This is a genomic window from Verrucomicrobium sp. 3C (assembly GCF_000379365.1).
Lineage (GTDB): Bacteria > Verrucomicrobiota > Verrucomicrobiia > Methylacidiphilales > Methylacidiphilaceae > Methylacidimicrobium.
Genome location: NZ_KB901875.1, coordinates 970,818 through 985,738, shown reverse-complemented (window position 1 = coordinate 985,738; position 14,921 = coordinate 970,818). Strand labels below are relative to the sequence as shown.

At 61.5% G+C, this 14,921-nt stretch carries 13 protein-coding genes; 1 reads left to right on the top strand and 12 read right to left on the bottom strand.

What is annotated here, in order from left to right:
- The first annotated feature begins 45 nt into the window (after positions 1–45).
- Entirely contained in the window at positions 46–1,008 is a 963-nt protein-coding gene (locus A37A_RS0105495) for an NADPH:quinone reductase (RefSeq protein ID WP_018290522.1), read from the top strand.
- A gap of 189 nt (positions 1,009–1,197) precedes the next feature.
- On the opposite strand, the gene A37A_RS0105490 is transcribed toward A37A_RS0105495, so the two are convergent.
- From A37A_RS0105490 to A37A_RS0105425, 12 genes are all read right to left on the bottom strand, one after another.
- The gene (locus A37A_RS0105490) at positions 1,198–2,568 is read right to left on the bottom strand and encodes an NAD(P)(+) transhydrogenase (Re/Si-specific) subunit beta (RefSeq protein WP_018290521.1); all 1,371 of its coding nucleotides are present in this window, start codon (positions 2,566–2,568) and stop codon (positions 1,198–1,200) included.
- A 3-nt stretch (positions 2,569–2,571) separates the two neighbouring features.
- Positions 2,572–2,868: an NAD(P) transhydrogenase subunit alpha gene (locus tag A37A_RS0105485; protein ID WP_018290520.1), complete on the bottom strand. Its 297-nt coding sequence runs from the start codon at positions 2,866–2,868 to the stop codon at positions 2,572–2,574.
- Between the two features lie 45 nt (positions 2,869–2,913).
- Positions 2,914–4,065 (bottom strand): Re/Si-specific NAD(P)(+) transhydrogenase subunit alpha, encoded by a 1,152-nt coding sequence (locus A37A_RS0105480; protein ID WP_018290519.1) that lies wholly within the window; start codon positions 4,063–4,065, stop codon positions 2,914–2,916.
- A gap of 1,189 nt (positions 4,066–5,254) precedes the next feature.
- Entirely contained in the window at positions 5,255–5,851 is a 597-nt protein-coding gene (locus A37A_RS15975; RefSeq protein WP_020494058.1) for a hypothetical protein, read from the bottom strand.
- Positions 5,852–5,865: 14 nt separating this feature from the next.
- Positions 5,866–6,603, bottom strand: coding sequence for a hypothetical protein (locus A37A_RS0105465; RefSeq protein ID WP_018290516.1), 738 nt, complete (start codon positions 6,601–6,603; stop codon positions 5,866–5,868).
- 60 nt (positions 6,604–6,663) lie between these two features.
- Positions 6,664–7,443, bottom strand: a complete 780-nt coding sequence (locus A37A_RS0105460) for a TIGR00282 family metallophosphoesterase (RefSeq protein WP_020494056.1) — start codon at positions 7,441–7,443, stop codon at positions 6,664–6,666.
- A gap of 84 nt (positions 7,444–7,527) precedes the next feature.
- Positions 7,528–7,842: an RNA-binding protein gene (locus A37A_RS0105455; RefSeq protein ID WP_018290514.1), complete on the bottom strand. Its 315-nt coding sequence runs from the start codon at positions 7,840–7,842 to the stop codon at positions 7,528–7,530.
- A 208-nt stretch (positions 7,843–8,050) separates the two neighbouring features.
- Positions 8,051–9,115, bottom strand: a complete 1,065-nt coding sequence (glcE, locus tag A37A_RS0105445; protein ID WP_018290512.1) for a glycolate oxidase subunit GlcE — start codon at positions 9,113–9,115, stop codon at positions 8,051–8,053.
- A 61-nt stretch (positions 9,116–9,176) separates the two neighbouring features.
- Positions 9,177–10,616: an FAD-linked oxidase C-terminal domain-containing protein gene (locus A37A_RS0105440; protein WP_051076274.1), complete on the bottom strand. Its 1,440-nt coding sequence runs from the start codon at positions 10,614–10,616 to the stop codon at positions 9,177–9,179.
- A gap of 154 nt (positions 10,617–10,770) precedes the next feature.
- Positions 10,771–12,012 (bottom strand): glycolate oxidase subunit GlcF, encoded by a 1,242-nt coding sequence (gene glcF, locus A37A_RS15970; protein ID WP_018290510.1) that lies wholly within the window; start codon positions 12,010–12,012, stop codon positions 10,771–10,773.
- Positions 12,013–12,202: 190 nt separating this feature from the next.
- Positions 12,203–13,792: a phosphoenolpyruvate carboxykinase (ATP) gene (gene pckA / locus A37A_RS0105430; protein ID WP_018290508.1), complete on the bottom strand. Its 1,590-nt coding sequence runs from the start codon at positions 13,790–13,792 to the stop codon at positions 12,203–12,205.
- Positions 13,793–13,868: 76 nt separating this feature from the next.
- Positions 13,869–14,840: a ketose-bisphosphate aldolase gene (locus A37A_RS0105425; RefSeq protein WP_018290507.1), complete on the bottom strand. Its 972-nt coding sequence runs from the start codon at positions 14,838–14,840 to the stop codon at positions 13,869–13,871.
- Between the last annotated feature and the right edge of the window lie 81 nt (positions 14,841–14,921).

Genomic DNA, 14,921 nt, shown 5'->3' with positions numbered 1-14,921 from the left:
AATCCCACTCGGACGAGTCGGCATGCACTACGGAGGACATGGGAAATGAAGGCGATTCGCGTTCATGCGTTTGGCGAGCCCGAGGTGATGAGGTGGGAAGAGGTACCGGATCCGGAGCCTGGGCCGGATCAGCTTCTCGTTCGGATCAAGGCCGCTGGAGTGAACCCGCTCGACACCTATATCCGTTCCGGCCGCTTCGGGGTGCTTCCCGATCTACCCTATACTCCCGGACAGGACGGTGCGGGCGTGGTCGAACGAGTCGGAGCAGCAGTTTCGCATCGGAAACCGGGCGATCGGGTTTATCTCGGCGGTAGCGTCACCGGGACCTACGCCGAATTGGCACTATGCGAGAAGGAGCAGACCGGCGTGCTCCCGGAGGCGGTTTCTTTCGCACAGGGTGCGGGAATCTTCATTCCGTATGCGACGGCCTACCGCGCTCTCTTCCAAAAGGCTAGGGCGCTGGCCTCCGAGTCTGTCTTCATTCATGGCGGGAGCGGTGCGGTGGGCATCGCCGCCATTCAATGGGCCACCGCGGCCGGGTGCCGGGTCGCTGCGTCAGCGGGAACGGTCGATGGGCGCAAGGTCGCGCGGGAGCAGGGGGCCGAACTGGTCGTCGATCACCACTCGGAAACGCATGGAGAGGAGGTGAGGGAGTGGACGAAAGGGGAAGGGGTCGCCGTTCTCTTGGAAATGCTTGCCAACGTTCATCTCGGCCGTGATCTCCAGCTCCTCGCGGTCGGAGGACGGGCTGTCGTGATCGGTTCCCGGGGCTCGGTCGAAATCGATCCTCGCGCGCTCCTCTCCCGAGAGGCCTGCCTCTTGGGAGTTTCCATCTTCCGTGCCTCGGAAAAGGAGAGGGCGAGTCTTCGTGCTGCGCTCGATGCGGGCTTGGCGAATGGCACGCTTCGCCCGATCGTGAGGCAAGAGCTCCCGCTGGAGCAGGCGCCTATGGCTCATCGTCGTGTTCTGGAACCGGGAGCCTTGGGCAAGATCGTCTTGATTCCGTGAAGAGGAGTTCAACCTGCCTGTCTTACAAGGGTTCTCCTGCGGCTTGCAAAATGGGCCCGGCTGCTTCGTTGAGACTTGGTTTTCCCTCCTCGCAGCATGTCATCCTACCGTTCCGGGGGAAAACCGGCGCCCGCCTTGCACCGGGCCCATTCGCCGCGCCTCGGGTAGGAACTTTGTGAGACATGCCGGTTAGAGCGCCGCGATCAGCTCGTTGAGCACCTTCTTGGCGTCGCCGAAGACCATCATGGTCTTCGAGAGGTAGAAAAGATCGTTGTCCACGCCCGCAAATCCGGTGGCCATGCTCCGCTTGATGAAGAGGATCGTCTTGGCCTTGTCGACTTCCAAAATGGGCATTCCATAGAGAGGAGAGTCCGGACGGGTGCGGGCCGCTGGGTTGGTGATGTCGTTGGCGCCGACGATGATCACCACGTCGGTTTCAGGAAAGAGCGGATTGATCTGTTCCATTTCGACTAGCCGGTCGTACGAGACGTCTGCCTCTGCAAGCAGCACGTTCATGTGTCCCGGCATTCGGCCGGCCACCGGGTGGATCCCAAACTTTACGTCGACCCCTCGGGAGCTGAGCCGATCGGTCAGCTCCTTGACGACATGTTGAGCCTGGGCTGCCGCCATCCCATAGCCGGGCACGACCACGACGGCGCGGGCTCCCTCGAAGACGGTACTCGCCTCCTGGGGGGTGTAGCCCTGGATCGAACGCCCGTCCCGATGGGGAGCCGCGGTTTCTACGGCATGGCCAACCGCCCCGAACAAGACATTGGTGAAAGAGCGATTCATCGCCTTGCACATTTGAATGGAGAGGATCAAGCCCGACGAGCCATCAAGCGCTCCGGCTAGAATCAAGAGCTTGTTGTTGAGGAGAAAGCCCATGAACGAAGCGGACAGGCCGGCATAGGCGTTGAGGATCGAGATCACGGTCGGCATATCGGCTCCCCCGATCGGCAGGACAAGAAGGACTCCGAAGAGGAGGGACAAGACGATGAAGAAGCCGAAGAGGATCCCGTGAGGAGTCGGTGCGGAAGCCAGCCAGAAGGCCGAAAGGATCGCCAGCGCCAAGACCGCCAAGCTCACGAAATTTCGTCCCGGATAGAGGATGGGTCGGGTCGGCAGGATCTCGTGGAGCTTTCCAAAAGCGAGCAGGCTGCCCGTAAAGGTCAGAAACCCGAGCAGGACCTCGGCGCAGAGAATGGCGGTTGCGCCTGCTCCGAGGGTTCGTCCGCGGAGGTAGTATTCCGCAGTGCCGACCAGGCCGGCCGCCAGGGCGCCGAATGCATGCGAAAGCGCGGTCCGCTGCGGCACCGCGGTCATGGGCATGAGCAGCGCCATGGGAGTTCCGATCGCTACCCCAATGACGAGCGCCACGCCGATCCAGAGGAAGCTATGAATTTCCGGCTTGCCGAGCGTGGCTACGACGGCGATGGCCATTCCGATCGAGCCCGCCCAGTTCCCTAAACGGGCGGTGCGCACCTCGTTCATCCATCTCAACGAGAGGATGAAGAGGGTCGCCGCCACTAGATAGGCAAGCTGAACCCAGTGTTCGACCATCGTCTACCTGTCGTTTTTCTTGCGGAACATGCGAAGGATGCGGTCGGTGATGAGGAAGCCTCCCACCGCGTTGATCGAGGAGGCGATGACCGCAGCCGTGCCCAGGAGCACCGCAAGCAGGCTACCGCCCGAGCCGGCCAGCAGAAGGGAGCCGACCAGCGCGATCGAGGAGATCGCGTTGGTCAGTGACATGAGCGGGGTGTGGAGCAGCCGAGAGACATTGTGAATCAGCTCCAGGCCTACGAAAGATGCCAGGACAAAGACGTAGAGGTTGGTGATCCAATCGATCTGTTGCTCCATAAGAGACTCCTTGGGATGTTTTTGAGTGGTCCGAGCGGCGAGAGATCACCCCGTTGGCTTGGGCGGGCTCGCTTCGCTTGCTTTTCGTACGCCTTCGTGAACGATCTGTCCCGCTCGGCAGACCAGCGTCTGCCCGAAGATCGGATCCTCCGTTTTGATCTGCAAGGCACCATCCTTCAGAAGGAGGGAGAGAAAGGCTTGGAGGTTCTTGGAATAAAAGAGGCTCGCTTGCGGAGCCAGCGCGGAGGAAGGATTGAGAGGGCCGTGTAGGGTGACTCCAGATCGAACGACGGTCTGGCCGGGCTCGGTCCACTCGCAGTTCCCACCCTGCTCCGCCGCCAAGTCAACGATGACCGATCCTGGGCGCATCCTCTCTACCGCTTCCTTGACGATGAGAATGGGCGCGGGCTTTCCGGGAATGAGCGCCGTGGTGACCACGACATCGGCTTTTTCGCATTGGGCGGCGATGAGCTCCCGCTGGCGTCGAAGGAACTCTTCCGATTGGACCTTCGCATAACCCGAGGAATCCTCTGAGGTCGCCGCTTCCTTCTCCAGACCCACGAAGCGCGCTCCGAGGCTCTCGACCTGCTCCTTGGCCACCGGGCGAACATCATGCGCTTCGACGATGGCTCCGAGACGCCGTGCCGTTGCGATCGCCTGCAATCCCGCCACGCCGGCTCCGATGACGAAGACACGAGCGGGGGGAATCGTGCCCGCGGGGGTCATCAGCATCGGGAAGAAGCGGGGCAATGAGGAGGCGGCCAGCACGACGGCTCGGTAGCCCGCCACCGTACTTTGAGAGCTGAGTGCGTCCATCGACTGGGCTCGGCTGATCCTGGGCAGAAGGTCCAAGGCAAAGACGGTAAGACCTCGTTTGGCCATCTCGGCGACCAGAGGAAGCCGTGTGAAGGGATAGAGGAGAGAGAGCACGACGGCACCAGGGGAGAGTTGGGCGATATCCTCCGGAGTCGGCGGATGGAATTGACAAAGAATCTGGGCTTGGTGGAGCACCTCACGGCGGCCTTCCAGGCGCGCTCCTTGTTCTCGATAGGCCGGGTCGGGGAAGCCGGCCGCCTCGCCCGCGCCCGTCTCGAGGATCACCTCGAGACCTAGCTTCATCAGGGCAGGGATTCCGTCGGGGATCAACGATACCCGGTTTTCCCCTGGCAGCGTTTCACGGCAGGTTGCGAAGATCATCTGGTCGGTCTCTTGCCTAGAAAAGGGGACACACTATAGGATGCCGCCTCTGCGGGAATCAAGGGAGCAAAAAGAGCTTTCGCGAAGTCCGGGAGAACGCTGGGGAGATCGGCAGGCTGACCGCCTTTTCTCGTGCGTCGTGAAAAGGGTGCATCGCCCAGTGGGGAGGGAGTGATCTCCACCCGGCAACGATTGCTCCAGCCGGAAGCACTCGGAGAGGCTACTGGTGGTAACGCCAGCGGTCGAAGCCTCTGGGGGAAAAGGCCCGGGAAGCGGGTCAGCGAGCAAGCAGGCCCTAAGGAAAGTGAACGCTGAACAAAGCCTCGAAACCGGCAATGCGGACGCCGAGCTCGTGAGAAAGAAGCGAAGGCCGTTGTCTCCCTGGGAAGGAGAGCAATACGTGCACTGGGGAGAGCCGCCGGGGTATTGGGCGAGGGCATGCGTGCAAAGGACGATGCATCAACACGGGAGGCCCATCTGGCCGGGAGCTCGGGCTGGCCCCGAGCGGACCGACCGCTGCCCTGCGAGGGGCCGAAGCGGGACCAGGTGGGAGTCGGATAGGTCCATACTACCTGTGAGCTCGGAGAAAGTCCGAGGGAGGGAAGGGGCCTTAGTTCAAGGGAAACGTCGGAAGGAGCGAGAACGGAGAGTGGCGGTACGCCTACAACCTCCCTTGCGTGTTCGGAAGCTCCCGATGACGTTGCAGGAGAAAGCGAAGGCAAGTTCGACCTCATCTCCCTCGGGAGCTGTACGTGGAACTTACCGTGGGCATAATCCTGCGCCAACCTTGTCCGGAAGCCGAATGCGGGAAATCCGCCTGTTCGGTTTGATGAGCGGGGAGTGGAAACGGCCGATAGGGAGAGATACTCAGGCACTGTCATACCGAAAGGGGCAGCTCCCGCTATGGCTCTCCTACGTCGCACCGCGCCACTCCTCGACTCCACACAAGCTTTCTCCTGCGGCTGGCAAAGTGGGCTCGTCGGCTTTGCTCTTGCTTGGTTTTCCATCCTGGCAGTTTGTTCTCATACAGCTCCGGGGGAAAACCTGCGCCCCGCCTCGCATCCAAGCCTATTTGCGGCGCCTCGGCTACGAAATTTGTGAGCAATAGCGGCTAAGTCCGACAAACGGTTCGCAAGTCCGGAGCAAGAGCCTGTCCGGCCCATCGAAAAGAAGATGCGCGACTCTTTTTCTATGGGCAAGCGATCCCCAGCAGGCGGTAGGCGGTTCTCTGGAGTGGAACGGAGTGGAATTGGCTCTCCGCGACCATGGCTTGAAGGGCATTGCGCCCTTCGGAGCGCAGTTCATGTTGTGCCCAGAGGAGAGCCGCGCAGAGGGTTTCTTCCTTGGAGAGACCGATCTTGGGGAGCTCGGCGTAAGGAGTGGAGAAGGAGAAGTAGTGGAGGAAGCGGAACTCGCTGCCCTGGTTGACGAAGAGCAGGTTGCCTCGCCGCTCGTTTCCTCGCTCGATGACAAAAAAGAAGCTGCGTTTTTCGCAAACGGATGGCCCGACCAGGTCGTGAGTGCAGTCGAATGCCAAGTAACTCCGAATGAGGAGCTGATTGCCCTGCGGCAAAGTATCGAGGAAGCGGGCCAGCCGCTCCGTCAAAAAAGGGGTCATGGCCGCCCGCCGGCCCTCCAAGGAACCCGGATTCACAAGAAGGAGGAAACCGAAGAACGCAAGGATCGACGCCAGGAAACGCGGATCCTGAAAGCGTTGGGGAAGAGGCCTTGGTCCGAGACGAACGGGGAAGCCGAGATCGCCCGGGGAAGGCGTTGACGTTTTCATTCGGGTAACGGCGTTCATGGTCTGGAAGGACTCTCTCTCGGCTTCGTGAGGCGATAGTCGACTACATGGATACGCTGGCGTTCATGGCGTGAGGCAAAAGGAATCCGTACCCAGTAACGAAAGGCGACCGTCTTAGGTACGTAGCCGAGCGGGATGCGCTCGGCCGCATAGGAGAAATCGAGATGCTCGAAGCGGACGAAAAACCAGGCGACGTTGACCGGCTCCGCCAGAAGAGCGTGCGCTTCCAGGATCGAGTAGTCTCGGGCGCTGACGTGCATTTGCCCATGAACGTGGTTGAGCAGCTTTTCGAGTGGAGTCCGGAAGGGCTCGTTCGGCTTTCCCGCGAAGGCGAGGTGATAAGCTGGCTCGCCGTGCCAATCCTCGCGATCGAGGAGGACCACGTGGAATCGGGGAACGGCTTTCCGAAAGGAATAGACCGTCTCGATGCCTCGCCTTGCCTGTTTCACCTCCGCCTCGGCTGCCGCGCGCCTGGCTTTCTCGTCACCCGGTGCGTCCGTGAGAATCAAGGCATGGCTGTTCGGGAGGATTTTGACGACGACGTGGGTATGACTCCGGGGGGAGTTGTCCTTCCCCAACAACTCGAGGTCGATCTCCTCAAGGAACTGATAGGCATTGAGCTCATGCGCCAGAGCCTCCTGCTTGTCGACCATCCGATTGAGGATCCAAGAGAGAGGTGGGTTCTGGGCGGGAGGCGAGGACGACTCCGCCATCAGGCGCGTGCAAAGGGCCATCCACCCAAGCAGTACGCCTGCGCAACCTGGAAACGACGTCGGATCGGGAATCCGCATTTCCTAGATGGGGAGTTGGATTGGCTCGATCCCGAGCGCTCTTCCGGATGTGTCATCTAGGCTGAGTAAGACGCCGTCCGCCTGAAGGCCGTTCGTCGCCAAGCTAAACCTTTGAGGAAGAAGACTGATATACCGTTGGATGACCGGCGCCACGTCGCGGCCGATGACCGAATCGTGCGCTCCGCAGAAGCCGACATCGGTCACGTAGGCCGTGCCACCCGGCAGAATCCTTCCGTCAGCCGTCTGCACGTGGGTGTGTGTGCCCACCACTGCGGAAACCTCTCCGTCGAGATAGCGCCCAAAGGCGATCTTTTCCGAAGTGGCTTCCGAATGGAAATCCACGAGAATGCAGGGCGTCTCCCGCCGAATGGCTTCTATGGCGGGCCGAATCGTTAGAAATGGATTATCCGTCTGGGGCGTCATGAATGTACGACCCAGAGCACATAGGACGCCTAGCTTCTTTCCATTCCCTTGGACGACGATCGAGCCGCTCCCCGGCGTATTCGGCGGATAGTTGAGCGGGCGGAGAAGGCGCGGCTCGTCGGCGAGAAAGGGAACGATTTCTCGCTGATCCCAGGCATGGTCGCCAAGCGTGATGACGTCGGCGCCATACCGGAGCAACTCATAAGTGATCTTGGGCGTGATCCCATTGCCGCCGGCTGCATTCTCTCCGTTGACGACGACGAAATCGATCGGTGTCTTCTGACGCATCCGAACGATCGCAATGCGGAGCACCTCTCGTCCGGCTTCTCCGACGACATCGCCTAGAAAAAGTACCTTCACCGAGCCAGCTTCGTTTCTCGCTGACCCTCCATCTACGGGAGAAGAACGAGAAAAGCGACTTTCGCCCCAAGGCGCGAGAGCCGGCTAGCGCCGGTCCCGCTTACGGAAGCCTCCCGAGCCCGAGCCAGGACCCGAGGGACTGAACCTTTCCTCCTTCGGCTTGGCCTCGTTCACGACAAGACTCCTTCCTTCGACCTTGGTGCCATGCAACTTATCGATCGCCTCTTTGGATTCTTCCGGGTTCTCCATCGTGACGAAGGCGAAGCCACGTGACTGGCCCGTCATTCGGTCGATGATGAGGTTGACCTCGGTGACCTTCCCATACTGGCTAAAGAGCGCGCGAACGTCTTCCTCTCGATGAGAGAAAGGGAGGTTCCCAACATACAGTCTTCTATTCATTCAATCTTTCCTCTATACAAACACATCTGACTTACCGGGTCTCCCCCGATCGCAGCGGCCATGGGAAAGAGCACGTACAACCCTTGCTGTCCGGCTCTCTCTCGCAGAACCTCGGTCACGATCCCACATCGCAGGAAAGAGTCAAGCGGAAAGCGGGAAACCATGGGCAACCCGTCACTGGCAGGGTAGGCTGCGCAAGAGGAATGGGTCATCGTTCGTCGTATAGACGCCCGGGATTGAGGATGCCTTTCGGGTCAAAGGCGGCCTTGAGCCTTTTCTGAAGGGCAAAGAGCGCCGGATCCAGGGGCTGCATCTGGCACCGGCCAGAGTCCAGGAGAGCGGCATGGCCTCCCATGGATCGAGCCCACTCCCAGACGACGGCAGGCTCGGCCGATCCTTTCCACCAGCGTTGTGCTCCGCCCCAATCGATCAAGAGCGCTCCGGCGCCGGGCGCGAGCGGAAGAGTTGCAGGGGGGACCGAAAGCCGCCAGATCGCACCGGGCATGGAGAAAAAAGGATGAGTGCGCTCGCGCAGTGACCGCCAAAAGGCATCCGGATCCGCCAAACGGTCTCCTCCGATTCGCTTCGCCGCGGCCCGCACGCCGGCTTCCGTGCCGCTCAGGCGAAGGAAGAGGCGCTCGCCATCGTGGCACGCGGCGCTCAAGGAGAATGGCTTGACGGCGAGTTCGCTCAGTACGCGGACGGCGTCCTTCTGTCCTTCCTCCCACGTCAGGGTCTCCGAGGCGGATGGCTTCGGGCTCACCTTGAGGCTGATCTCAAGCAGAGCGCCGAGGGTTCCTTGCGCCCCGGTTACCAAGCGCGCAACGTCGAAGCCGGCCACGTTCTTGATCATCTCCCCACCAAAGCGAAGAACCCGGCCTCTCCCATCCAGCAGGCGCACCCCGAGGACGAAGTCCCGAGCCGCCCCAAAGAAAGGGCGAGCCGGTCCGGAGAGGCCGCAAGCGATCGTCCCGCCGAGCGTCGCAGAGGAACCGAAGGACGGCGGCTCGAAGGGGAGCCACTGTCCCTGAGCGGCTAGAAGATGGTGAATTTCGGACAAGGGAGTTCCGGCTCGCGCAGTCAGAACAAGTTCGGCCGGTTCGTAGTGAACGATGCCCCGATGCTCACGCAGCGAGAGGCGTCTGCCCTCGACCGAGAGGCCGAGGAACGGCTTAGTATCCGCTCCGATGAGGTGGAGCCGGGTGCCGGAATCGTGGGCTTGCCGGACCTCATCGACCAACGCTTTCGTAAGATCACTCTCGCTCGGGCTCACTGGCTCTTCTCCTCTTGGGAATCGGTCGAAGTAGGCTCAACCTGCTTCTGAGAAATGGCGGTTAAAATCGTTCTAGCTCGGGAAAGGGCAATCTTCCCCCGTGGACATGCATGGTCCCCAATTCGGCGCACCGACGGAGCTGCGGAATCGCCTTGCCCGGGTTGAGGATGCCGTCGGGATCAAATGCCGCTTTGATCCGATGAAATTGTTCCAGTTCCGGCGCTCGAAACTGGATGCACATCGGATCCAGCTTTTCTACTCCGACGCCATGCTCTCCGGTGATCACTCCTCCGAGCTCGACGCAGAGTTCGGAAATCCGGGCTCCGAGCCGTTCTGCATTCGTCAGCTCTTCGGGCCGACTCGCATCATAGAGGATCAGGGGATGCAAGTTGCCGTCGCCCGCGTGGAAGACGTTGGCAACCGGTAGCCCGAATTCCTCCGAAAGGCGAGCGATGCGACGCAGGGCTTCCGGCATGGCCCGGCGAGGGATCGTTCCATCCATGCAATAGTAATCGGGCGCCATACGGCCAGCGGCTGGGAACGCCGACTTCCTTCCTTTCCAAAGCAAAAGCCTCTCTTCCTCGGAGCAGGAGAGGCGCAAGAAGTAGGCCCCCGCGTCTCGCAACAGTCCTTCGGCGAGGGCGATCTCTTCGTCCACCTCCTCGGCCGGTCCGTCGCACTCGCAGAGAAGGAGAGCGGCCGCATCCACCGGATAGCCCGCGTGAACGAACTTCTCGGCTGCCCGAATCGCCAAATTGTCCATCATTTCCAGTCCTGCCGGAATGAATTGTCGACCGATCAGCCTTCCCACCGCTGCGGCTGCGGAATCGACCGAGGCAAACGCGGCGACGATCAAGCGGGCCGAGGGAGGACGCGGCAGGAGACGGACTGTCGCTTCCACAGCAACCCCGAGCAGTCCTTCCGATCCAACGAAGAGGGCCAGGAGATCGAAGCCGGCCGAGTCGAGTGCTTCCGCCCCCAGTGTCAGCAACTCCCCATCCGAGGTAACAATCTTTGTGGAAAGCACGTTGTGAACGGTCAACCCGTATTTCAGGCAATGGAGGCCGCCCGCGTTTTCGGCAATGTTCCCTCCGATCGTGCAGGCAACTTCGGAGGAAGGATCTGGAGCGTAGAAGAGGCCATGAGGAGCAGCGGCTTGGGAGATCGCCCGAGTCGTTACCCCCGGTTCCACTCGCGCCGTTCGGTTCAAGGGATCCAGCGCAAGGATCTTCCGAAACCGGGCCATGCTCAAGAGCAGGCCGTCCCTTCTCGGAAGAGCTCCTCCCGACAAGCCGGTTCCCGCCCCTCGGGGAATCACCGGCAGGCGCAGCGCGTGGCAGACGCGGAGGATCTTCTGCACCTGGGCGACGGATTCCGGAATCGCCACCGCCAAAGGGGTTACCCGGAAGGCGGTCAGTCCGTCACACGCATAGGGCCGCAGCTCTTCCGGGTGGGAAAGCAATGGGCAATCCGGGACCGCCCTTCGCAGGCGCCGCAAGATTTCCTGGGGCGGGCAGGAGGCGAATTCTGTTCCCGATGGCTCCTGCTGGAGGTCCGTTTGCTTCTGCTGCACGGTGCGGAGCCGGAGGAACGAGCCAAGAGACGGACGAGCCACAAGAGACGATTGCCTGGAAAGCTGCGCTTTGACAACTCTCCTACGACGGGGCGGCGGCGCGGGCCTCGTTCCCGAGTGCTCGGTCCTGGGATTCGTCGACCAGTTCGATCCAGTGGCGAACGCGAAGCCGGGTCCCGCTTGCGAGGTGAAGCTGGCAGCCCATATTGGCCGTCAGGATCTCCGCGGGGCCGCCCGCCTCGAGCGCGCCGACTTTCCTGTCGCGCAGTTCGCCGGAGAGCTTCGGCTGCAGGAGTGCGTAGGCTCCCGCCGCTCCGCAACAGGCGGGAGAGTCGGGCTGCGGGGAAAGGCGAATTCCCATCTGCCGGAAGAGCGCTTCGACGACCCCCGGCGATTGGGTGCATGGGCAGTGCAGCGCGACGGCCTGCCCGGGCGGGGCGATGGGAATGTCTACATTTTCCGAGAGGAGAAGAGCCGCTGGGTCCTTGAGCGCGTCTGCGATCCGACGGGCGCGCTCGGCATAGGCTGGATCGCTTCCCAGAAGCTCGGGGTACTCACGCACCATGAGCGAGCAGGCGCTTGCCGGAATGAGCAAGGCTTCCGCTCCCGCTTCCAGCGCCGGCCACCAGAGATCGACATTGCGTCGGATCTGGCGAATGGCCCGTTCTTCCGAGCCGAAGTGGTGGAAGAGGGCGCCGCAGCATCCCGATCCGGGAGAGAGGATCGGCTCGATGCCCAACCGGTCACAGATGCGGGCCAGGGAGAAGTGGGTTGCGGGGGAGAAAACCGATTGGGCACAGCCCGGGACGATGAGCATCCGCCGGGGGTGATGCCGCCGAAGCGCAAGGAGCGGCGGCGCCGGCAAGCCGGAGGGAAGCTTTTCCGCGAGGCGAGCCGGCAGCAACGGCCGGAGCAGTCGGGCCAGGGAGACGGCCCGGGTGAGGCGGGCGGGATAGGGAATCACGGCGCCGATCATCCAGCGCAGCAGCCGATCGATGGGGGTCCGAGGACTCTGGGCCGTGACCAGAGGACGAGTCACCGTGGCAAGCCGTCCATATTGGACTCCGGATGGGCATGCCGGCTCGCAAGCCCGGCAGAGCAAGCAGCGATCCAGATGCTCCCGGGCCACCGACCCGCCCCGGCCTTCCAGCACCTCTTTGATCAGGTAGATACGGCCGCGAGGGCTGTCGAGTTCGTCCCCGACGATTCGGTAGGTCGGGCAAGCCGGCAGGCAGAAGCCGCAATGGACGCAGGCGCGAATGAGCCGTTCCCCTTCCTGGGCGGCCATCTTCCCCTGCAGCGATTGGGACAGGCGCACTTCCATGGAGCCTCTTTACGAAGGAAGCTACCCGCTCCTGCACGCCGGGGCAAAACGGATCACGGTTGGATCGCCTCCCTCCAGCCTGCGTCACGCAAAAGCGTTCTCCTGCGGCTTGTGCAATGGACCTGGAATCGAAGCGTGCGGGGCGGGAGTCCCGGCGGCTAGAACCGAACCAGCCGGCTAACCTGCGAGGCTAGACAAGAGGCCCCGCCTTGGCAAGAGCAGCGGGAACATGAGCGCCGAAGCGGGCAAAATGTTCCCGGAAGAGAGCAGCGAGCCTTTGCGCCTGATGCCGATAACTCTCCGGATTTTTCCAGGTCGATTGGGGCGAAAGGATCGTAGCGTCGACATCCGGACATGTACGAGGGATCTGGAGGTGGAAAAACGGCTCTTCCACAAGGTCGGCCTTTGCTAGGGAACCGTTACAAATGGCACGGACGATAGCGCGCGTAGCGGCCAGGGAGATGCGACTCCCTTCCCCGTAGGGACCTCCCGACCAGCCGGTGTTCACCAGCCAGACGCGAGAGCCGTGTTCGGCGAGCTTCTTCTTCAGCAGCTCCGCGTAGGTTTTGGGCGGATGCACGAGGAAAGGAGCGCCGAAGCAGGTGCTGAAGGTAGCCTCGGGGCTCCGGATGCCCACTTCGGTCCCCGCTACCTTTGCCGTATATCCCGATAAGAAGTGGTAAAGAGTCTGATCCTGCGTGAGCCGCGAAACGGGGGGCAGGACGCCGAAGGCATCGCAGGTGAGAAAGACTACGTTTTTTGGATGCCCGCCCATCCCATCTGCGGCTGCGTGTGGCAGATAGCGGACCGGATAGGCCGCACGCGTGTTTTCCGTCAGCGATTCGTCGTCGAAGTCGATTCGGCGTGTTTCGACATCGAGGGAGACGTTTTCCAAGAGAGCGCCGAAGCGCTGGCTCGCTGCATAGATCTCTGGCTCGCCGGTGGCCGAGAGATGGATGGCTTTCGCGTAGCAGCCTCCTTCGAAGTTGAAGATGCCGGAATCAGTCCAGCCGTGCTCGTCATCGCCGATGAGCGTCCGATGCGGATCGGCGGAAAGGGTGGTCTTCCCGGTGCCGGACAGCCCAAAGAAGAGGGTCGTGTCGTCGGGGGAAGAGCCGAAGTTGGCCGAGCAGTGCATCGAAAGGATTCCCTGCAGCGGGAGGAGATAGTTCAGAATCGTGAAGACCGACTTCTTGATTTCTCCGGCGTAGGCCGTTCCGCCGATGAGCACCAATCCCTTGCCGAGGTGGATTGTGATGAATGCCTCGGACCGGGTTCCATCGAAGCCGGGGTCAGCGTGGAAATCCGGAGCATGGATAATCGTGAAAGCGGGCTTCGCGTGGGGCAGCTTCGAACGATCCTTCTCCCGCACGAAGAGGGTCCGGGCGAACAGGGAGTGGACCGCCCGTTCCGTGATGATCCGGAGGGGAATACGATAGTGCGGATCGGAGCCTCCGTAGCAGTCTTGGACAAAGAGGTCCTTTCCCTGGAGATAAGCGAGAAGTCGCCTCCGCAACTGCTCGAAGGACTCCTCCGAGAGCGCTTGATTCACCGGTCCCCACCAGATTTTGTCCTGGGAAGAGGGCTCCTGAACGAGGAACTTGTCCTTGGGAAGGCGGCCGGTGTGCTCGCCCGTCCGGAAGACGAAAGGTCCAAGATGACTGACCATTCCCTCGTAACGGCGAATGGCGGCTTCGTAGAGAGCTGGCGTCGTCAGGTTCCAGTAGACCTCCCGGACGTTCCGGATTCCTAAGTAGTTCAGTCCCGAAGCCTCTCCCATGCGCCCCCTCTTTTTTTCTCTAGGCGGGAGTCTCTGATCGACAACGGAACCCGCCTCGTTTGCTAGAGACTCAAGTCTAAGCGCGATCGCCCCGCTGCGCGAGAAGCGATTTGCGGATCGATTCCAACTGCTTGGCACAGCCGAGCTTTTCGCTCTTGTGCGCGATGAAGCTCGCATATTCGGCCATGTAGTGGCGGCCGGCTCCCCGGAAGTCAAAATCTTCCGGATGATCGCGCAGGTACTCGCGATGCACGCGCGTCCAGACCAAGCGTCCGTCGGTGTCGATATTGATCTTGGTCACCCCCAGCTTCGCGGCAGGGAGGTATTCGTTCTCGTCCACGCCGCAGGCGCTCGGATCGAGCTTCCCGCCCGCCGCGTTGATGCGTTGCACTTCCTCCTGAGGAACGCTCGAGCTTCCGTGCATCACCAGCGGGAAGCCGGGCAGGCGCTTGGAAATGGCCTCTAGCACGTCGAAATGGATCGATTGCCTTCCCTTGAACTTATAGGCCCCGTGGCTCGTGCCGACGGCGCAGGCGAGGGAATCGCAGCCCGTCTGCTCCACGAATTCTTTAGCCTGAGAGGGGTCGGTGAGGCAGGCATGTCCCTCTTCGATCTTGATGTCCTCCTCAACGCCTCCGAGCATCCCGAGCTCGGATTCGACGCTTACTCCCTTGGCATGGGCGCGCTCTACGACTCGTCGCGTAACGGCTACGTTCTCCGCGAAGGGATGGTGCGAGGCATCGATCATGACCGAACTATAAAAGCCCGAATCGATGCAGTCGTAGCAGGTCGCCTCGTCGCCGTGATCGAGGTGGACCGCGAAGATGCTCTCCGGGTGGATGCTTTCGGCGGCGCGAATCATCGCCTCGAGCATCCGCTTGTCGGCGTACTTTCTGGCTCCTCGCGAAATCTGGATGATGAACGGAGCCTCTGCTTGTGCGCAGCCGCGGAAGAGACCAAGGGTCTGCTCCATGTTGTTGATATTGTATGCACCGATCGCATATTTACCGTATGCGCAACGAAAAAGTTCCGCCGTCGTGACAATCATGATCCCTGCCTCCTTCTCCTTTGCTTGCCGGACCCTATCTGGGCATCTTCCCTGTTCAGGGGTGAAAGTCAGACTACGTTC

Bases quoted from the DNA above. Each gene is read 5' to 3' on its own strand.
- A37A_RS0105495 (WP_018290522.1), top strand. From the start codon at position 46: ATGAAGGCGATTCGCGTTCATGCGTTTGGCGAGCCCGAGGTGATGAGG.
- A37A_RS0105490 (WP_018290521.1), bottom strand. From the start codon at position 2,568: ATGGTCGAACACTGGGTTCAGCTTGCCTATCTAGTGGCGGCGACCCTC.
- A37A_RS0105485 (WP_018290520.1), bottom strand. From the start codon at position 2,868: ATGGAGCAACAGATCGATTGGATCACCAACCTCTACGTCTTTGTCCTG.
- A37A_RS0105480 (WP_018290519.1), bottom strand. From the start codon at position 4,065: ATGATCTTCGCAACCTGCCGTGAAACGCTGCCAGGGGAAAACCGGGTA.
- A37A_RS15975 (WP_020494058.1), bottom strand. From the start codon at position 5,851: ATGAAAACGTCAACGCCTTCCCCGGGCGATCTCGGCTTCCCCGTTCGT.
- A37A_RS0105465 (WP_018290516.1), bottom strand. From the start codon at position 6,603: ATGGCCCTTTGCACGCGCCTGATGGCGGAGTCGTCCTCGCCTCCCGCC.
- A37A_RS0105455 (WP_018290514.1), bottom strand. From the start codon at position 7,842: ATGAATAGAAGACTGTATGTTGGGAACCTCCCTTTCTCTCATCGAGAG.
- glcF (WP_018290510.1), bottom strand. From the start codon at position 12,012: ATGGAAGTGCGCCTGTCCCAATCGCTGCAGGGGAAGATGGCCGCCCAG.
- pckA (WP_018290508.1), bottom strand. From the start codon at position 13,792: ATGGGAGAGGCTTCGGGACTGAACTACTTAGGAATCCGGAACGTCCGG.
- A37A_RS0105425 (WP_018290507.1), bottom strand. From the start codon at position 14,840: ATGATTGTCACGACGGCGGAACTTTTTCGTTGCGCATACGGTAAATAT.